The following is an 18,017-nucleotide window of genomic DNA, read 5'->3' as shown; positions in this document are numbered from 1 at the left end:
AACATCACCTATAAGGGCCGGAGCCAGCCGCTCCGGCCCCTTTTTTGTGCGTCAGATGGCAGCCTTCACGAAGTCGCCGCAGCGTTCGCCGATCATGATGCCCCTACCGCTCAGCGAAAGTGGGAACCGGTTTCGCGCCCGGAGCGGCAAACACATGGGCCGAGCATCATGCCAGCGCAGCCTTCACGAAGTCGCCGCAGCGCTCGCCGATCATGATGCTGGGCGCGTTGGTGTTGCCGGAAACGAGCCGCGGCATGATGCTGGCGTCGGCCACCCACAGGCCCTCGACGCCCCGGGCCTTGAGCCGGGGATCGACCACGCTGTCCGCGTCGCTGCCCATCCGGCAGGTGCCGACGGGGTGATAGACCGTGTCGGCGCGGCTGCGGATCATGTCGTCGAGCGCGGCATCGTCATCGAGGTTGACCGGGTGCCTGTCCTGCGGCGCGTAGTCGGCCAGCGGCGAGGCTTCGGCGATGCGGTGCGACAGGCGTACCCCGGCGCGCAGCACCGCGATGTCCCGGTCATCGTCGAGGAAGTTGGGATCGATCCGCGGCGGCGCAGCGGGATCGCTGTCATTTAGGCGCACGGTGCCCCGGCTTTCCGGCCGCAGCACGCAGGCGTGGAGGGAAAAACCGTGCCCCTTCACCTTTGCGCGGCCGTGGTCCTCCAGCATTGCAGGTACGAAATGCCACTGCACATCGGGGATCGGCGCATCGGGCATCACCCGCCAGAATCCGCCCGCCTCCGCATAGGGAGTGGTCATGATCCCGGTCCGCTTGCGGCGGTGTTCGACCATCGCCTTGATCATCCGAACCGTGCCCGCGAGACTGTCGCCGAGGGGCACCTGCGATGCGGTTTCCCAGCTCGACACATAGTCGACGTGATCCTGCAGGTCGCTGCCGACCGCCGGCCTGTCGACCGCAACCGCGATGCCATGATCGCGCAGATGGGCGGCAGGGCCGATGCCCGACAGCATCAGGATCTGCGGGCTGTTGAATGCGCCCGCCGACAGGATCACACCCTTCCGAGCGGTGATGACCTCGCGCGATTTCCCGCGCCGGATCGCTACTCCGGTCACCCGGCCGTTCTCGATCAACAATTTTTCGACCAGCGTGCGCGTCAGGATCCGCAGATTTCCGCTTTCCTTGAGCGGTTCCACATAGGCCCGCGCGGCGGACCAGCGTTCGCCGTCTTTCTGGGTGACCTGATAGATGCCGAACCCGTCCTGACGCTCGCCATTGAAATCCTCGTTCCGGCGCAGTTGGAGCGCCTCGGCACTGCTGACAAAGGCGGTGCTGGTGGGGTTGAGGAAGTGCTGGTCCGAAACGTGCAGCGGCCCGTCATCGCCGTGGAATTCGTCCGCCCCCCGGACATTGCATTCAGACCTTTTGAAATAGGGCAGCACGTCGTCATAGGCCCAGCCCTCGCAGCCGAGGTCTGCCCAGCGGTCGTAATCCCACCGGTTGCCCCGGATGTAGATCATCGCGTTGATGGCGCTCGATCCGCCGAGCCCCTTGCCGCGCGGCTGATAGCCGACCCGGCCGTTCAGCCCCTTTTGCGGGACGGTATCGTAGCGGTAATTGGTGTTCTTGAGCAGGAACGGCATGAAGCCGGGGGTCTTGACCAGGAAATTGTCGTTGGTGCCGCCGGCCTCGATCAGGCAGACTTTCCGATCCGGGTCTTGCGCCAGCCGCCCTGCTGCCGCGCTTCCGGCGCTGCCGCCGCCGATGACGATGATGTCGAATTGATCCATGCTCTCTCCATTTTTCTTTGGAGGTTACGCAGGCTTTTCCTGTCCGGCAATCGGGTTGTCATTCGGGACCGGTTTTTCCGCCTCGCTGACGGCAGCGGCACCTCGGCTCTGGAGCCAGCGCGCCCGGATCATGTCGGACGTCTCGCGGCTGCCGTCATGCGTCCAGCCGGGTTCGCGTAGCAAGTACGACAGTTTGTGCCGCCACGGCGCGCGCCACATATCCTGCGCGATCCCGACCCATTCGTGGAACACCGACCACAGCAGGTTGAAGGTACCCAATTGACGAACGATCCCGTAGCGGATGCGCTCGCTGTCCGTCTCCGCCTGGAAAGTGCCGAACATCCGGTCCCAGACGATGAAAGTCCCGGCGTAATTCCGGTCGAGATAGAGCGGGTTGGTGGCGTGATGGACCCGGTGGTGGCTGGGGGTGTTCATCACCGCTTCGAACCAGCGCGGCATCCGCCCGATCGCCTCGGTATGGATCCAGAACTGGTAGATCAGGTTGAACGCCCCGACGAACAGGATCATCGCCGGGTGGAAGCCGAGCAGCGTCAGCGGAATGCGGAAGATGAAAGACAGGGCGAAAAAGCCGGTCCAGCTTTGCCGCAGGGCAGTGGACAGATTGTAATGCTGGCTGGAATGGTGGTTCACATGGCTCGCCCAGAACCAGCGCACCCGGTGGGCGAAGCGGTGGAAGACGTAATAGCCAAGATCGTCGAGCACGAAACACAGCGGCCACGCCCACCACACGCTCCACCATTCGTCGCCGAAGTCGAACAGGCGAAACTGGTACAGCCACAGGGACATCGCCAGTACCGCGCCGCCGGTAAGCAATCCGGCGACCGAACTGCCGAGGCCGAATGCGAGCGAGGTCAGGGTATCGCGCGGCTCGTAGCTTTCGGGGCGGCGGCGGCGGGCCCAGATCATCTCGATCAGCACCAGAGCCACGAAAAACGGTACGGCAAAATCAATCGGCGAGAAGTCAGGCATAATGATGGGGAGCCTTGGCAGCGTTGATCCAGTGTACCCAATCTTCGGGCCGTTCGATATCAATAATTTGGGTCCCGAAAAGCCGTTCGCCGGGGTTTATTTCCAGTTTTGGTCTGCCGCCATCGTTGCGGAGCAGCGCGCCCGAGCCGGGGCCGAGCAGCCGCCCGGAAAATTGCGCGCCGTGAAGCTTGATCAGGACGATCCGGCCATTCCGGTCGCGTAGCAGCGCGGCCTTGCCGGTTTCATCGATAACAGTCTCCTCCGCCGCAAAACCGCAGACCACTTCGTCCGCCAGGGCTTGCGCGTGCGCCGCATCCCGAATGCGGATGCCGCGGCCCAGCTCCATCCAGTGGGACACCCACGCCAGCACCAGGATGGCCGCCAGCGACGCCAGGAATTGCGCGAAAAAGCCCACTATTCGCCCCGATCGGCCAGTTGTTCCATCGCCGGGCGAACCGGCGACAAATCATAGCCTGCCAGCGCTGCCTGACGCGCAAGCAGATCGGGATCGGTGCCCTTTGACGCTTCGGCCAATGCCCAGAGCAGGGTGGACCGGGTTCCGGTGCGGCAATAGGCGAGCACCTGACCTTCGGCAGATTCCAGCGCATCGGCCATTTCGCCGATTTCGGCATCGCCAAAGTTCCCGCCGGAAATCGGTATCTGAACAAACTCGATATTCTTTTCAGCGGCAGCTTCCCGGATTTCGCTGCTGGATAGCTGGCCGGGGTCTTCCTCGTCGGGCCGATTGCACACGATGAGGCTCACACCCTGTTGTTGCGCGGCCTCGATATCTTCCAATGTGATCTGCGGGCTGGCCATGACCGAATCGGAAAGGCGGCGGAACTGGCTCATGGTTCGGATCCTGTACAATGACGGAACCTTTCCTGCGCCGGACGGCGCAAACGCGCAACCCACCGGCTGTCAAACCATGCGAAAATGTCACATTTTCGGCCCTGACCGATGCCGTTACTTAAAATGTTCGCGCAGGCATAGAATTTGCGCTATGATTGAAGTCGGTTTGGTGGGAATTCAGACAAGATTCTGCTTCTACCGCAAATGCCTGGTGCGCTTTCCGTCCGCGTTCCGGCATGGTGATTACCGGGCGGCGTGACGAAGGTACGAATTTAATTATGGGTTACGACAAAGGGCGCCGGGGCCGGGGCCGCGATAAGCGCGATGGTTTCGGTGAAGACAGCTTCTCGCCGTTCGGTGGTGAATCTCAGGGTGGTTTCGGCGGCGACAGCTATGGCGGCGGTGATCGCTTCGGCGGCGGCGGCGGCGATCGTTTCGGGGGTGGCGACCGGTTCAGCGGCGGTGGCCGCGGCCCCGGCGGCGGTGCTCCACGTGGCGGTGCCGGCGCAGGTGCCGGTGCTGGCGGCGGCGGTTTCAGTCGCATGCCTGCCCAGGTAGTCGGTACCGGCAAGGGAACCGTCAAGTTTTTCAACTCGCAAAAGGGCTTCGGCTTCATCCAGCAGGATGATGGCGGCGAAGACGCCTTCGTCCACATCAGTGCTGTCGAGCGCGCCGGTCTCGCCGGTCTCGCAGAAGGTCAGACGCTCGAATTCAACCTGGTGGACCGCGGCGGCAAGATTTCGGCGCAGGATCTCCAGATTGTGGGCGACATCATCCCGGTTACCGACGGCGGTGGCGGCAGCAGCAGCGAACGCAGCGAACGGCCGGCAGGCGGCGCTCCGCAGCGCGAACTGACCGGCGAAAAAGCCACCGGTACGGTCAAATTCTTCAACGCGATGAAAGGCTTCGGCTTTCTGGTTCGCGACGACGGACAGCCTGATGCGTTCGTGCACATCAGCGCAGTCGAGCGGTCGGGTCTCCAGAACATCAACGAAGGCGAACGGTTCGAATTCGATCTCGAGGTCGACCGACGAGGCAAGCACTCGGCGGTTAATCTTGTGCCCGTTCAGGAATAACCCCTTCGCAAGCTGTCCGGCCAGTGCCGGATCATTGCTCCTTCATAAACGACGCAAATGGCGGCCCCCAAAGGGTCGCCATTTGTCGTTCAGACGTCTAATCCAGCATCAGTTAGTTCAACTCGAGGAAATCGTTCCATGGCCATCGCTCCGCTCATGCCTGTCTATCCCCGCTGCGGTGTGCGGCCGGTCCGCGGCGAACACTGCCATCTGATCGACGAAGACGGGACCCGCTATCTTGATTTCGCCAGTGGTATCGCGGTCAATCTCCTCGGCCACTCGCATGAAGGGCTGATCGGCGCGATCCAGAACCAGGCAGCCAAGCTGATGCATGTGTCGAATATGTACGGCAGCCCGCAGGGCGAGGCACTGGCACAGCGCCTGGTCGATCTGACCTTTGCCGATACGGTATTCTTTACCAACTCGGGTGCCGAAGCGGTCGAATGCGCGATCAAGACCGCGCGCGCCTATCATCAATCGAACGGCAATCCGGAACGCTATGAACTGATCACGTTCAAGAATGCGTTTCATGGCCGGACAATGGCCACCATCAGCGCCTCCAACCAGGAAAAGATGCACCACGGCTTCCTGCCGCTGCTGGCCGGATTCAAATATTGCGAATTCGACGATCTGGAGGCTGCCAAGGCGCTGATCGGCCCCAACACCGCCGGCTTTCTGGTCGAGCCGATTCAGGGCGAGGGCGGTATCCGGCCTGCTTCGGACGAATTCCTCAAAGGCCTTCGGGCGTTGGCCGACGAGCATGATTTGATGTTGGTGCTGGACGAGGTGCAGTGCGGGGTCGCCCGGACAGGCACTTTCTACGCGCATGAGCAATACGGCATCGACCCCGACATTCTTGCCACTGCCAAAGGTATCGGCGGCGGATTCCCGCTGGGTGCCTGCCTCGCCACTGAGAAGGCCGCGCGCGGCATGACCTTCGGAACGCATGGTTCGACCTACGGCGGTAACCCATTGGCGATGGCCGCCGGGATGGCCGTCCTCGATGCGGTCGCGAACGAGGAATTCCTCGCTGAAGTGCGCGAGAAGGGCGAGCGCATCCGTACGCGGCTGGAACAGTTCATCGGCAATTATCCTGATCTGTTCGAACTGGTGCGGGGCAAGGGCCTGATGCTGGGCCTTAAAATGAAGGTCGAGCCGCGCCCGTTCTTCGTCCATCTGCGGGACAATCACCAATTGCTGACCGTGGCGGCGGGCGACAACACCCTCAGGCTGCTTCCGCCGCTGGTTATCGGCGATGCGGAGATCGACGAATTCTTCGAGAGACTGTCTGCCGGCGCGGCCAGCTATGAAGTCACGTTGGCAGCCTGAAACCGTGCCCCATTTTCTCGACCTGAGTGACGCCGGCGGCGACGTGATCGCGGCCATGCTTAACGACGCGCAGGACCGCAAGGCGGCTCGCACTGCCTGGCCCAAAGGCCAGGCGGACCCGGACGCACCGCTCGCCGGTCATGTCCTCGCGATGGTGTTCGAGAAGAACTCGACCCGTACCAGGGCTAGTTTCGACATCGCGATGCGGCAATTGGGCGGGAGCGCGATGACTCTGGATGCGGGCACCAGTCAGCTCGGCCGCGGCGAAAGCGTCGCCGATACGGCTCGCGTCCTCAGCCGGATGTCCGATGTCATCATGCTGCGAACGGACGATCATGCCAAGATCGAGGAAATGGCCCACTACGCTTCGGTTCCTGTCATCAACGGCCTCACGGACCGGTCTCACCCGTGCCAGATCGTGGCCGACCTGCTGACAATCATCGAACAGGGCATGGCCCTACCGGGGCTTGAGGTGGCCTGGTTTGGCGACGGCAACAATGTCCTTCACTCGGTCCTCGAGGCGGCCGGACTGATGAAATTCAACGTCCGGGTGGCGACGCCCTCGGGCTTCGAACCGGACCCCGAATTCGTCGCCATGGCCAGGGCGGGCGGATCGCGTGTCCTCCTGACGCAGGATTCGGCGGAGGCAGCCAGCGGTGCGGACATCGTGATGACCGATACCTGGGTTTCGATGGGCCAGGAAAATGTCGAAAGCAAACTCGGCGCAATGGCCCCTTACCGGGTCGACGCGGCGTTGATGGCCCGTGCCAAGCCCTCTGCGCGCTTCCTCCACTGCCTGCCCGCGCATATCGGCGACGAAGTGACGCAGGCAGTGTTCGATAGCCCGCAATCGGTAGTGTTCGACGAGGCCGAAAACCGGATTCATGCCCAGAAGTCGATCCTGCTGTGGAGTCTGGGCAAATTGTGACGAAGCGATGGGCGGGGCCTTACCCCCTTAATTTTGCGCCGCTCGCCACCATATTCCGGCGATGACCAAACCTGCCGAGACCTATTCTGACCGCCTGCTCCATTTCACCTTGCCGTTCCGCGACGCGCGGGGGCGGGCGGTACGTATCGACGGAGTGGTCGATGAAATCCTGTCGGCACATGATTATCCGCCGGCCATAACCCATCTCCTGGCAGAAGCTCTGGTGCTCGCGACCTTGCTGGGCAGCTTGCTCAAACACGATGCGGGGCAGCTGACGATGCAGGCGCAGACCGAAGCGGGCGTGGTCAAGCTGCTGGTGTGCGATTACCGGGCAGGTGAACTGCGCGGCTATGTCGATTTCGACCACGAGCGGTTCGGCGAACTTGGAGCGAATCCCTCGCTCGCTGCGCTGTTCGGCAAGGGATACCTTGCGATCACGTTCGATCTGCCGGGCGAAAATGGCCGATACCAAGGCATCGTGCCGCTGGAGGGGGAGACCTTGGCGGCGGCTTGCGAGGCCTATTTCCTGCAGTCGGAACAATTGCCGACGCTGATCAGGGTTGGTGCGCGCCATGATGCAAAGGGGTGCATTGCCGGGGGTCTCCTGATCCAGCATCTGCCCGATGGCGAGGAAGGCCGCGAGCGCCTCCATGCCAGGCTCGATCATCCGGAGTGGGAGCATGTCGCGATCCTCGCCGGGAGCACGCGCCATGACGAATTGGTCGACCGGGAACTTTCACTGGAAGCGCTGGTCTGGCGGCTGTTCCATGAAGAGGATGAAGTCCGCGTTGAACCCGGGGCGCATCTGGTGCGCGGTTGCCGCTGTTCGGCCGAACATTATACGGACGTGATCGGGCGATTTCCCGAAGATGAGCGCGCCCATATGCGCGACAGTGACGGCATGATCCGCGTGGATTGCGCCTTCTGTTCCAAAATATTCCCGATCCTTGCCTAACGGTTCATCGTTCGTGAAGAACGTTTTGTCTATGTTCACGTTTTGGTATATAGGTGGATCGTGATGAAGGGTGGAGTTACCTCGATGAAGGCGAAGGGTCCGAACCGCTTTTGGCCCAAGGCTTTTCTGGCTCTGTTGCCGGCGGCGTTTTTTCTCGCCCCGGTTGCGGCGCAGGCGCCGTCACTTACGATGCTGGGCGAACTTCTGCCAGGCGAATGGGAACTGCGGTTCCGCGACGGTACACCCACACGCTCCATTTGCCTGCGAACAGGGCGCGAGTTGATTCAGCTGCGTCATCCCGGCAGCGACTGCGGCCAGTACGTGGTCGATGACACGGCCACACGCTCGACCGTGCAATATACCTGCCCGGGGATGGGCTACGGCCTGACCAGCATTCGCAAGGAAACAGCAAGTCTGGTGCAGATCAAGTCCGCAGGTCTAGCCGGTTCGCGCGCGTTCGATTTCGCGGCCGAGGCTCGCCGGGTCGGCAATTGCCGGTAAAGTTGTAGAACCCGCCCTGCTGCCCATTGCCCAAGGTGCCAATACCGCCTAGCCCACTGGCAATGGGTACGGATCACGAAACACCGGCAAGGCCAGCGGTAGTGTTGCTTTCGGGCGGTCTCGATTCAATGGTCACAGCCGCTATGGCGCAGAGGGCCGGCTTCCAGATAAACGCGCTGACAATCAATTACGGCCAACGCCATTCGATCGAGCTGCAAGCGGCGCGCCGAATTGCGGCCCATCTGGGGGTGAGCCGCCATGTTGAATTGGCACTGGATCTGAGTGTCTTCGGGGGCTCTGCGCTTACCGACGATATCGACGTACCAATTGGCGGGGTGGTTGCGGATATTCCGGTCACCTATGTGCCTGCGCGCAATCTGGTGTTCCTGTCGCTCACGCTTGCGTGGGCGGAAACACTCGGAGCAAGCGATATTTTCATCGGGGTCAATGCGCTGGATTATTCCGGCTATCCCGATTGCCGGCCCGAATTCATCGCCAGCTTCGCAGAGACCGCGCGCCTTGGCACGAAGGCCGGGGCAGAAGGGCAGGTCCTGACCATCCATGCCCCGCTGCAATATATGAGCAAAGCGGACATAGCTGCCGAATCCAGCCGATTGGGGCTCGATCCCGGGATGAGCTGGTCCTGCTACAATCCAACCGAACACGGCCAGGCATGCGGATTATGTGACAGCTGCCGCCTGCGCCAAAAAGGCTTCGCCGATGCGGCGCTCCAAGACGGGATCGAATATGCCAACACAGCCCACTGAGACTGCCGCAGCCACCACCGGAAAAATCGCCGAGAAGGCACCAGCCTACAGCTGGTATGCGCTGAGCGTGCTGGTGCTGGTGTACATGCTCAATTTCATCGACCGTAATATCCTGTCGATCCTGGCAAACGACATCAAGGCCGACCTTGGCCTCACGGATGCCGATCTCGGATTTCTTTACGGCACTGCCTTCGGTGTCTTCTACGCGCTGTTCGGTATTCCGCTGGGGCGTCTGGCAGACAGCTGGCACCGCGTTCGATTGATGACGCTCGGGCTGGCCCTGTGGTCCGCAATGACCGCTTTTTCGGGCTTTGCGCGTAACGGACTGGAACTTGCGGCGGCGCGGATCGGTGTAGGGGTCGGCGAAGCGTCGGCCAGCCCCTCGGCCTATTCGCTGCTGTCCGACTGGTTCCCCAAGAAGATGCGCGGCACGGCGCTGGCGATCTATTCCGCCGGACTTTATCTCGGCGCGGGCATTTCCCTGATGCTGGGGGGGCTGATTGTCGAAGGCTGGAACAACGCCTATCCGGGCGGCGGTCCGCTCGGACTGGTCGGGTGGCAAGCGGCATTTATGGCGGTCGGTGTTCCTGGTCTGCTGCTCGCCCTATGGGTGTTCACCTTGCGGGAGCCGGCCCGCGGGGCCATCGAGGGGCTGCCGGAACCGAAAATCGAGCGACCTTTCCGAGGTTTTGCAACCGAGCTGTTTGCTGTGGTCCCTCCGTTCACGCTCATATCTGCCCTGCAGCGCGGAAAGGGGCCGTTTCTGGTAAATCTTGCTGCTGCGGTGGTGATTGCCGGGCTTGCCTGGCTGATTGGCACTGCGACCGGAAGTTACCAGCAATGGGGTGCCATCGGCATCGGGTATTACGCCGTCTTTTCCTGGGCCAATTCGCTTCGCCAGCGGGACTATCCAGCATTCCGGCTGATCTGGGGCAGCCCCGCGTTCCTCTACACGATTCTCGGGTACGGAATGGTCGCTTTTGCATCCTATTCGGTGTCGTTCTGGGCTGCACCCTATGCGGAACGCGTGCTCGGTGCTTCCAAGTCCGTCCTTGGTTTCTGGATCGGAGGCGGCGGTGCCTTGGGCGGTTTTCTGGGCGTCATCATCGGAGGGAGGGTGTCCGACTGGCTGCGTGAACGCAATCCCGGTGGACGGATACTGGTGATCATGTTCGGGGTGCTTGCGCCGGTTGTGCCGCTGATCTTTGCCTTCACGACGCAGGACGTGGCGCTATTCTACTTCCTGAATTTCCTCATCTCGCTGTTCGGAAGCTCCGCGCTCGGGGCCGCTGCAGCAACAACCCAGGATCTTGTTCTGCCGCGGATGCGGGGTACCGCGACCGCAACTTTCTTCCTCTCGACCACGCTGGTAGGGCTGGCCTTGGGACCCTATATGGCGGGGCAGGTTTCCACCATGACTGGAAGCTTGTCGATCGGGGTGCTCTCGATGCTGGTAGCTGCGCCGATTGGCACAGCACTCCTCATTCTGGCTTACCGAACGGTTCCCACCGCCGAACGGACCCTTATAGAGCGTGCGCGGGCAGCGGGTGAGCCGGGTATCTAGGTCCGGTTGAGAACGCCGCAGGCGATACGCGGACCTGCATTGCCCGCCGGGTCAGTCCGGTAGTCGTCCGGGCCCCGGTGGATTACGACCGCCGTACTGTCGGCATCGAACAGCCAGGCGAGAATTTGCGCTCGGTCAGTGTCGGACAAATCGATCGTCGTCGATGTAACATTGCTGCCGCCGACCTCCAGGTTGGGCAAATCGCCAAGGTGACTGCCGCCAGGGCTCATCGTTCCGTGGCTGTTGTTTGCCGGATTGAGATGGCCGCCGGCTGAGGTGAAGTCGGGAGCAGTGCAGGCGCCGGTGGTGTGCAAATGGAACCCATGCATACCCTGAGGAAGCCCGGTGGCCGAAACCACCAAGGACAGATGGTTCCCGGTGGCGACCAGTTCGACCGTTCCAGCCGGGGCGCCATTAGCGCGCGCCAAGTTCGCAACGGCCAGCTGTTCAACAGGCTGCTGATCTAGGGTCGAACAGGCGGGTAACGCCAGAAAGGCTGCGGCAAGCGCGAATAGGGAGGGGCGGTTCATGGAAGTCTCTCCTGATGACGTTTTCGGCTTTCTGATTTTACAACGAAAAAGGGGCCGGATTGCTCCGACCCCTGTTCCGATTTCTATCGCTTGCGCGAAGCTTACATGCCCGAGCCGGGACCGTAAGTGACTTCAACACGGCGGTTCTGCAATTCGCGGACGCCGTCTGCGGTCGGAACGCGCAGGTTGGTTTCACCAAAGCCTTCCGTCGAGATGTTGGAGCCGCTGATGCCGCGACCAACCATGTAGGATTCGACAGCCGCAGCACGGCGGTTGGATAGTCCCACGTTGTAGGTCGGCGGACCGGAAGTATCCGTGTAACCCGCAACCATGACCGAAGCGGTACCGCAATTGCGGTAGGCCGAAACGGCGTTGTCGAGGATAGTTGCCGCTTCAGGCGTGATGTCCGACTTGTCCCAGCCGAAGAACACGATGTACGGGCCCTTGTTGCACGGCGGAGGCGGCGGCGGTGCTGCCACAACTGGCGGCGGCGGAGGAGGTGGTGGCGGCGGTGCCGCAACCGGTGGTGGCGGCGGCGGCGGCGCTTCGCCACCGAAATTGTACGTCAATGTACCCAGGATCGAGTGCGAGCGGTACTGACCATCGAGGTCGCGACCGAACGTGTCCACCAGGCCGACATCCGGTGCAGTGAAGAAACGGTAACGAAGGCCAACGTCCCAGTTGTCGGTTAGCGGAGCGCGAACCCCGGCAAGCAACTGATAGGCAAAACCGCTATCGGAATCGTCGAATGCGCCCGGGCTGCTTGCAGACATTGTTGCATTCGCATCAACGCGTGCGACACCAACACCGCCGCCGACAAATCCCTGGATGCCATCATCATCGCCGAAGTCGAACAAACCGTTCAGCATAAAGCTAAGAGCGTTGATGTCTCCATTTGCCGGGAAAAGTCCAGAACCTGAATTACCAGTCGGGCCATCGGCTACGCCAGCAGTACCAACATCAAGCGATGAAATATCGGCTTCGCGATAGCTTGCCTCTGCTTCAAGCCGGAAAGCTCCGAAGTCGTAGCCTACAAGACCGCCGAAGTCGTAGCCGGTGTCGAAATCGACACCAATCTGATCGGAATCGCCGTCGACGTCAAAATCCATGTCTTCGACGAGCATTGGCCCGCCGCCGACTTCCACATACCATTGGCCATCACGGGCCAGTGCAGGCGATGCAAGGGCCGTGGAGGCCAACGCCATTCCTATGACGAGTTTCCGCATTATGAGATTCCCCTTATATTATCGAATAAAACCACCGAGTGGCGGTTTTCTAACTTTTCCCTCAGGAAGTGGCAAGCAGACATTGTTTTAAACTGTTGCAAGAAAGCATCGTTTGCCCTTGTTTTTGCTTAAATTCGCCTTCAAATCACTCCCATCGACATCCGAAACGTAGCGGTGCCACCTTTGTTCCCATCAGGATGCAGACAAAATTCCAGCACTCCTGAGCGACTGGATCAAATGGCCGATTGCCTCGCGAGCTTCGGCATCGACGATCTGACCACCGGAAGGTATAGCCGGGGTGTCCGCCCTCTGCCAGCCATTCGAGAAAAAGATGAACTGATTGCTGGAAAGGTCCACGAGCCGCACGCCGTCTTGCGGAGCCACAAATATCCAGGATCCCGAGATCCAACCCGCCAGTTTCCCCTCATGACCTGACCATTCGCCCGTCGGATTGCTACCGACCAGCCAGCATTGCCCTTCTTCCCGGTTCTCTGGCGGTGCGTCGGATTCGTTCTGGATTGCGGGATGCAGTAACAGGTCGATCAGCGCGTGCGCCTCGTTCACGAAGAATTCTTTCTGTGCCTGACCGGCGAAAAGGAAGGGGATGCCGTAGCGCGGCGTTGCAGAGGTGAAGGATATGGGATCGGCCATTTTTTTTGGTCTCCGGATTAATAAGGGGTCAATTTTTGGTGCCTTCAGACGCCCATTCCGTCGGCGCGTGCCTGCATCTCAGCTGAGAACCCCAATCAACAAGGCGTCGGATTGGGCATAGCTTCCGATCTGCCGGACCCATATGTCGGCTCCGGGATTCGCCGTCGTCAGTTGGGCCAGCAGGGCTTGGGGAATGATCAGCGAGGGGGTTTGCACAGTCCAGGTAGCTCCGGGGGAGAGAACGGGCCCGATGCCGACCCGGTATCCTTCGCCCTGTTCGATCAAGGGCGTCTCCACTTCGTCCGGCCATCCCCAGGCACCTCGCGACCTTCGGGTCCAGAACAGTTGCAGGCTGCCATCCGGCGCCGTGGCGGCTCTCGGGTGGACAGGCGCTAGCGGCCGCCGAGTGGCACCGGCGTTTTCCAGCGGCGCAAAGACCGGCGCATCATCGCCGCGCCCGATTGCCGCAAGTGAAGTGGTCTCCGAGTTGGGGACAAGGGCCGCATCCAAGGGCACCAGATTCTGGTCAATCAGGGTAATAGGTGTGCCGACAGGATGCTCCAGCTGCGCGGCAAGTTCTGTTCCGCCGCGGCCGCGAAGCAGGCCGCGCAGCATCCAGCGATCGGCCTGAACCTGTTCGGCTGCGGCAAACTGCACCACCTCGTTCCCGACCAGCATTCGGTTGGCACCATCCGCCAAAGCCGCGGCGGTAGCAGGTGCGAAAATCGGATCGCCCGCAGCGATCTCAACCTCGATTAAGGAATTTTTTTCCAGCAGCACAGCTTTGGAGGGCCCGAGGGGAAGCACCAGATATCCCATGACGCTGCGGTTCCGCCCGGTGCCCGGCAAGGGTTGCAGCGTACCGCCCACCTCGAGATAGAGCGCCGCGCCAGCCCAATTGGAGCCAGGCGAACTCGCGGCGGCAAACATTGCCGGAGTCCCGCTCGATCCTCTTCCGTCCCATGGCAGCTCGAACGCGCGCAGTAGCGTGGGGCCGGCCAGGATATCAATCGGTGCGGCCGGTTTGCCGGTGTCGCCGACCGGCGCTGTCCCGGCAGGGGACGGCAACTTTACAAGATCCAGTTCGACCCCTTTCTCGCGCCATTCCCACCCGGCTACCCGCCAAGTGCCCGGTATGCCTGGCGCGCGGACAGACGTTCCCGGCGCAAGCGACGGGTCAAGCTCCGCAATCCGCCAGGCCATCTTTTCGCGGAGCGAATTGGCCCGTCTCGACGCGGAATTTGCCAGGGCACGGGCATTGTCCGCTGCCATTGCTCCGGGGAATTCGATAGTCCGCGTGCGCCCCGGACGGGCCCGCCCGTCGGCGCGCTGAATCCCAGGCTGGAAATCGCGCCCGACGTCATAATACCGGACCGCTTCGGGCATTTCCTGATTGCTGGCGCTCCGGCTGCGGTTCCAACCGCCCGGCCCGCCGAAGTCGTTCTCGTCCCAAGCCGATGTCGCTTGCGGCAGCATGGCCGGCTGTCCCGCGACGAAGTCCGCAGATTGCAGGCTCAGCGCTTCGCCGCCTGAATTGGTCACGAACGGGTACAGCGAATCGATCACCGCAAGAGTGCTAGCCAGTGCACCGCCTTCGTAGGAGAACCCTTCCAGGTTGATCAGCGCGACATCGGCGCTGTGTGGGGCTTCGATTTGCTCCACCAGATGCGCGAGAGAAACGTCCCCGCTGTCGGCGATAATTTCAAAGGTTAGCGCGGGCACCCGGTTACCGAAATCCGCCAGATCGAGATCTTCGAATACGCAGTAGGCGCAGTTCCGAAACGCAGGGCATCGCGCCCCCTCCGCGGCGGCAATCACCGGATCCGGTAGCTGGTCGCCGCGGCCGGTATAAAGCCGGAACGCGCCGCCCGCCTTCAAGTCACCGGCGGCACCGCGCAGCAGATTGCCATCCGCCCAGATTCGCCCCACTCCGTTGATCGGGCGGCTGGACAGGGCGACTGCAAACGACATGCGGTAACTGAACGTCGTCGTCGAAGGCCTGCTCTTCCCGCCGCCGCTGGTTTCACGGCTTTCAATCAGGTCGGTTGCCCAGATGATCGTACCGGCGGCTCGCATACGGCCGTAGTGGCGGGGGATCGGGGTGCCGTAGCTGGATGTGGTGACGGCGAGGTCCTTGAGGCGGGGGCCTTCGTTCGAACCGGAGCCGATCAGCTTCCCGTCGATTTGCCGTCCGATGATGCCGCCGATCGCTCCGCCCAGCGGACCGCCAGCCAATGTGCCCAATGTGCCGAGAACCAGGGTGGCCATATTCTCAATCCTTTGATGAAAGGTACCAGTGACGGTCGACCGGCCAGCCCAGCGGACCCGGCATACGCACCACGCGCCGCAAGCCCGCGTGAGCGTGGATAAAGCTGCGGCGGTGCTCGGCAATCAGCAGGTGAAACTGCGCAGGACCTGGGCGGACCAGGATCAAGTCGTCGGGCGCAACCGGTCCCGAAGCTTCTCGGAATCCATTGGCTGAAGCGAATTCGAGGCAATTGCCGATGTCGCTGACGCGCAAGGCGTAGGCATGGGGGACCAGCGGCATCCGGCCCGTGGCGGACAGCGCGGCAGCAACCAGCCCTACGCAATCGAGCCCCGAAGCCGGATCTCGCCCGTACAGCCGGAAGGGTGCTCCGATGAAGCGGGCGGCCGCTGCAGAAAGCGATGCCGCTTTCATCCTTCCGGCTCCTTTTTCACGAGGGCGAGGGGTAGCGGGCGAGCAGATCGTTGCCCGGCAGGAAGGGTTCTCCCTGAAAATTGACGGCGTTGCCGAACCGGGTTGAGCAGACCGCGAGCGTATGGTCGCATCCTTCGGTCAGGATCGCGCGAGTGCCGGGAGCAAGCCCGGGGTCGAGCGGTACATCTAGGGCCAGTCCGCCCGACTTGACTTCGATTACGAGCATTCGGACCCCTGCCTGGGGTCCATCGACCCAGCGTATCTCGCCTTCTGCAAACAAGGGCGCGTCGATGCCTTCGAAACGCACCGTGTTGGCGGCAAGATCAAGTTCGCCAAGCGCCGCTTCATGGGCAAAGCGCGCCAGCGAGAGCGTGCATCCTTTGCCGCAAAACTGCGCCCGGCAGGTCGGACTGGTGCGCGGAATGAAGTCGAGTTCCAGCTCGGATTTGGCGGACCGCAGCTCAGCGCTGAAACTGCCGCCTTCGGCCGAAACGGTCCTGATCGAGCCGTTATAGAGTGCGGCGAATTCCAGCGTCTCCCAATCGACCGCGCCGATCTGAACCTGCGCGTTGTCGAACCGGCCAAGAGCGAGATCGGCGGCGCTGATGCTGTCATGCCCCAGAGCGCCTGTGACATCGGTGCTGTCCGGCGAAAGATCGGCGGTGCGGCGGATGGCACTGGGGACCATACCCGGTGCGGCCCGGTGCAAGATGCCGCCGAACCACAAATCGCGATTGTGACTGGTAAACCCCAGCGTCACCCCGTCGCGGCGATGGATCCGCCAGAAAGTCGCGACCCCTTCCAGTTCCTGTGCGAAGAAAATGCGGCTCATACAGCCTCCCGCACTTCGATCAGCGGGACGGACGGCGCTTCGCCAGCGGCAAAATTGGCGCCGGTGATATCCAGCCGGTCCTCTGCGAAACGAACTGGCACATCGAACAGGAACCCGGCCCGGATGACCGCTTCGGCTGGCGGGGCGATGTCGAAGATTATCACTCCGCCCGGATCAAGCGACCAATTGGTTGCAGGCAAGCCATCGATGCTGACGGTAATTGTCTCCGCACGGGGCCGGGTGATCGGGCGTATCTGCGGTTCGTCCCCGCCGCCGTAATGTTTGATCAGCTGGAAACTGCCCGTCAGCCCATCACCCACTCCGATTTTCTGGTCGAGCATCGTTGGCGTTCCGGTCATCGCGTTGGAACTGAAATCGAACGGATCCGGCAGCCGGAACCCGCGCGCTGCGCCGCGCCGTGCGCGGAAGAAGGCGATCAGCGTCCCCAGCTCAGCGTCGGAGCGAACCCCTGGGCCGACATCGAACCGCAGGCGGGCGTCGGACCACAGGGAATTGCGCCGTTCGTGACCTGATGCCGTAATCGCAACGGTGGTGGAAAATTCCGGGCTCACCCCCGCATCGCGCCCCAGCGCCAGCGGGTACAGAACGTCATCGAAGGATTGCATCTCTTCTTCCTCGAACGGAGCGAGGCGGGTGTAGCCATCGCGGGAAATCTGCGGCAGCGCCCAGACAAATCGCCGGGCAATGCCGCGGCGGGCGGCCTCGTCGAGCCCTGCGTCGATACGGGGCCAATGCAGCTCTGCGTCCTCGGCATTCAGGACGAAACCGGACAGGTAATCCTGTTGCTCCAGCGCATAGCCGAGGCGCTGATCGACGAGCGCATAGGCGGCCCGGCGCAAGGCGTCGGCTCCGGCCGTCAGCCAGTCGTAATCCTCCAGCTGCAGCCGGTCGAATGCGGGCGCGGCCCAGCCCAGCGGCATGTTCGCCCGTTTCAGTTCGGGCATGTCGGCGGCGAGGATGGTCGGTGTAAACGCCAGCAGGAGCACTTCGGCCGGGCCGGCTGATGCATCGCGTACCGCCTGCGTCAGCCCCGCTGTCGACCCGGCGAGGGCCGCGCCCGCTTGATCCAGCAGCTGCGTCTGCGCGCTGTCCAGCGGCGCGCGCATGGTCGGAATTTCGACCGGGCTCCCGCCAAAAGCCGCCTTCGCCGAGGCGTCGTAGAGGCAAGGCCGGCCGTCGCTCATGACCCACCACCACGGCTCCCCGATCTGGAACCGCACCGGCAATTGGGCCTCCTGCAGAAGTCCGGTGAATTTGCCCGCGACCGCTTTCAGCCAGTCCATCGCCGCGATATTGGCAGGCGACAGCTGCGCCGATGGCGGCACCCAACCTGTGCGGGCGGCTTGGCCATCAAAGGCGCGC

At 62.3% G+C, this 18,017-nt stretch carries 18 protein-coding genes; 7 read left to right on the top strand and 11 right to left on the bottom strand.

All coding sequences use genetic code 11. The features are described from left to right. Positions 1–166: 166 nt before the first annotated feature. The 4 genes from U0988_RS11035 to U0988_RS11020 are packed head-to-tail and all read right to left on the bottom strand — an operon-like array spanning position 167 to position 3,595. Positions 167–1,753, bottom strand: a complete 1,587-nt coding sequence (locus U0988_RS11035) for a GMC family oxidoreductase (RefSeq protein ID WP_322292677.1) — start codon at positions 1,751–1,753, stop codon at positions 167–169. A 24-nt stretch (positions 1,754–1,777) separates the two neighbouring features. Then, on the bottom strand, positions 1,778–2,743 hold the full coding sequence (locus U0988_RS11030) for a sterol desaturase family protein (protein WP_322292676.1): 966 nt from the start codon (positions 2,741–2,743) through the stop codon (positions 1,778–1,780). Continuing rightward, on the bottom strand, positions 2,736–3,158 hold the full coding sequence (locus U0988_RS11025) for a hypothetical protein (protein WP_322292675.1): 423 nt from the start codon (positions 3,156–3,158) through the stop codon (positions 2,736–2,738). The genes U0988_RS11030 and U0988_RS11025 overlap by 8 nt, the downstream gene beginning before the upstream one ends. After that, a complete protein-coding gene (locus U0988_RS11020) occupies positions 3,158–3,595 on the bottom strand; it encodes a TIGR01244 family sulfur transferase (protein ID WP_322292674.1) in 438 nt (145 codons plus the stop codon). Before U0988_RS11020 ends, U0988_RS11025 begins: the two co-directional genes overlap by 1 nt. 278 nt (positions 3,596–3,873) lie before the next feature. Between U0988_RS11020 and U0988_RS11015 the strand changes: the two genes are divergently transcribed. From U0988_RS11015 to U0988_RS10985, 7 genes are all read left to right on the top strand, one after another. Continuing rightward, on the top strand, positions 3,874–4,671 hold the full coding sequence (locus tag U0988_RS11015; protein ID WP_322292673.1) for a cold-shock protein: 798 nt from the start codon (positions 3,874–3,876) through the stop codon (positions 4,669–4,671). A gap of 138 nt (positions 4,672–4,809) precedes the next feature. Then, positions 4,810–6,000, top strand: coding sequence for an aspartate aminotransferase family protein (locus U0988_RS11010; RefSeq protein ID WP_322292672.1), 1,191 nt, complete (start codon positions 4,810–4,812; stop codon positions 5,998–6,000). Continuing rightward, positions 5,978–6,928, top strand: coding sequence for an ornithine carbamoyltransferase (gene argF, locus U0988_RS11005; RefSeq protein WP_322292671.1), 951 nt, complete (start codon positions 5,978–5,980; stop codon positions 6,926–6,928). Before U0988_RS11010 ends, argF begins: the two co-directional genes overlap by 23 nt. A 61-nt stretch (positions 6,929–6,989) precedes the next feature. Beyond that, complete coding sequence (locus U0988_RS11000) at positions 6,990–7,883, top strand: Hsp33 family molecular chaperone HslO (RefSeq protein ID WP_322292670.1); 894 nt, start codon at positions 6,990–6,992, stop codon at positions 7,881–7,883. A gap of 63 nt (positions 7,884–7,946) precedes the next feature. After that, positions 7,947–8,384 carry a hypothetical protein gene (locus tag U0988_RS10995; RefSeq protein WP_322292669.1) on the top strand — a complete coding sequence of 146 codons (438 nt, stop codon included), beginning with the start codon at positions 7,947–7,949 and terminating at the stop codon, positions 8,382–8,384. Positions 8,385–8,446: 62 nt separating this feature from the next. Then, on the top strand, positions 8,447–9,151 hold the full coding sequence (gene queC / locus U0988_RS10990; protein WP_322292668.1) for a 7-cyano-7-deazaguanine synthase QueC: 705 nt from the start codon (positions 8,447–8,449) through the stop codon (positions 9,149–9,151). Further along, positions 9,132–10,715, top strand: a complete 1,584-nt coding sequence (locus tag U0988_RS10985) for an MFS transporter (RefSeq protein WP_322292667.1) — start codon at positions 9,132–9,134, stop codon at positions 10,713–10,715. The genes queC and U0988_RS10985 overlap by 20 nt, the downstream gene beginning before the upstream one ends. Here U0988_RS10985 and U0988_RS10980 read toward each other — a convergent pair. The 7 genes from U0988_RS10980 to U0988_RS10950 form a co-directional block, all read right to left on the bottom strand. Beyond that, on the bottom strand, positions 10,712–11,245 hold the full coding sequence (locus tag U0988_RS10980; RefSeq protein ID WP_322292666.1) for a superoxide dismutase family protein: 534 nt from the start codon (positions 11,243–11,245) through the stop codon (positions 10,712–10,714). The genes U0988_RS10985 and U0988_RS10980 overlap by 4 nt on opposite strands. 101 nt (positions 11,246–11,346) lie before the next feature. Further along, positions 11,347–12,471 carry an OmpA family protein gene (locus U0988_RS10975; protein WP_322292665.1) on the bottom strand — a complete coding sequence of 375 codons (1,125 nt, stop codon included), beginning with the start codon at positions 12,469–12,471 and terminating at the stop codon, positions 11,347–11,349. A gap of 192 nt (positions 12,472–12,663) precedes the next feature. Continuing rightward, complete coding sequence (locus U0988_RS10970; protein ID WP_322292664.1) at positions 12,664–13,122, bottom strand: DUF2793 domain-containing protein; 459 nt, start codon at positions 13,120–13,122, stop codon at positions 12,664–12,666. A gap of 78 nt (positions 13,123–13,200) precedes the next feature. Beyond that, positions 13,201–15,390 (bottom strand): phage tail protein, encoded by a 2,190-nt coding sequence (locus U0988_RS10965; protein ID WP_322292663.1) that lies wholly within the window; start codon positions 15,388–15,390, stop codon positions 13,201–13,203. Positions 15,391–15,394: 4 nt separating this feature from the next. Further along, positions 15,395–15,802, bottom strand: a complete 408-nt coding sequence (locus tag U0988_RS10960) for a peptidoglycan endopeptidase (RefSeq protein WP_322292662.1) — start codon at positions 15,800–15,802, stop codon at positions 15,395–15,397. Between the two features lie 16 nt (positions 15,803–15,818). Next, on the bottom strand, positions 15,819–16,634 hold the full coding sequence (locus tag U0988_RS10955; RefSeq protein ID WP_322292661.1) for a DUF2163 domain-containing protein: 816 nt from the start codon (positions 16,632–16,634) through the stop codon (positions 15,819–15,821). Further along, a partial coding sequence (locus U0988_RS10950; protein ID WP_322292660.1) for a DUF2460 domain-containing protein occupies positions 16,631–18,017 on the bottom strand: 1,387 nt, incomplete at its 5' end. The genes U0988_RS10950 and U0988_RS10955, both read right to left, overlap by 4 nt.

The organism is Allopontixanthobacter sp., assembly GCF_034376665.1.
GTDB lineage: Bacteria > Pseudomonadota > Alphaproteobacteria > Sphingomonadales > Sphingomonadaceae > Allopontixanthobacter.
This window is presented reverse-complemented; position numbering and strand designations above follow the sequence as displayed.

Excerpts from the sequence above, each read along its gene's own strand:
- U0988_RS11015 (WP_322292673.1), top strand. The coding sequence starts at position 3,874 with ATGGGTTACGACAAAGGGCGCCGGGGCCGGGGCCGCGATAAGCGCGAT.
- U0988_RS10985 (WP_322292667.1), top strand. The coding sequence starts at position 9,132 with ATGCCAACACAGCCCACTGAGACTGCCGCAGCCACCACCGGAAAAATC.
- argF (WP_322292671.1), top strand. The coding sequence starts at position 5,978 with ATGAAGTCACGTTGGCAGCCTGAAACCGTGCCCCATTTTCTCGACCTG.
- U0988_RS11020 (WP_322292674.1), bottom strand. The coding sequence starts at position 3,595 with ATGAGCCAGTTCCGCCGCCTTTCCGATTCGGTCATGGCCAGCCCGCAG.
- U0988_RS11035 (WP_322292677.1), bottom strand. The coding sequence starts at position 1,753 with ATGGATCAATTCGACATCATCGTCATCGGCGGCGGCAGCGCCGGAAGC.
- U0988_RS11030 (WP_322292676.1), bottom strand. The coding sequence starts at position 2,743 with ATGCCTGACTTCTCGCCGATTGATTTTGCCGTACCGTTTTTCGTGGCT.
- U0988_RS10975 (WP_322292665.1), bottom strand. The coding sequence starts at position 12,471 with ATGCGGAAACTCGTCATAGGAATGGCGTTGGCCTCCACGGCCCTTGCA.
- U0988_RS11000 (WP_322292670.1), top strand. The coding sequence starts at position 6,990 with ATGACCAAACCTGCCGAGACCTATTCTGACCGCCTGCTCCATTTCACC.
- U0988_RS10965 (WP_322292663.1), bottom strand. The coding sequence starts at position 15,390 with ATGGCCACCCTGGTTCTCGGCACATTGGGCACATTGGCTGGCGGTCCG.
- U0988_RS10955 (WP_322292661.1), bottom strand. The coding sequence starts at position 16,634 with ATGAGCCGCATTTTCTTCGCACAGGAACTGGAAGGGGTCGCGACTTTC.
- U0988_RS10960 (WP_322292662.1), bottom strand. The coding sequence starts at position 15,802 with ATGAAAGCGGCATCGCTTTCTGCAGCGGCCGCCCGCTTCATCGGAGCA.
- U0988_RS11010 (WP_322292672.1), top strand. The coding sequence starts at position 4,810 with ATGGCCATCGCTCCGCTCATGCCTGTCTATCCCCGCTGCGGTGTGCGG.
- U0988_RS10970 (WP_322292664.1), bottom strand. The coding sequence starts at position 13,122 with ATGGCCGATCCCATATCCTTCACCTCTGCAACGCCGCGCTACGGCATC.
- U0988_RS10995 (WP_322292669.1), top strand. The coding sequence starts at position 7,947 with ATGAAGGGTGGAGTTACCTCGATGAAGGCGAAGGGTCCGAACCGCTTT.
- U0988_RS10980 (WP_322292666.1), bottom strand. The coding sequence starts at position 11,245 with ATGAACCGCCCCTCCCTATTCGCGCTTGCCGCAGCCTTTCTGGCGTTA.
- queC (WP_322292668.1), top strand. The coding sequence starts at position 8,447 with ATGGGTACGGATCACGAAACACCGGCAAGGCCAGCGGTAGTGTTGCTT.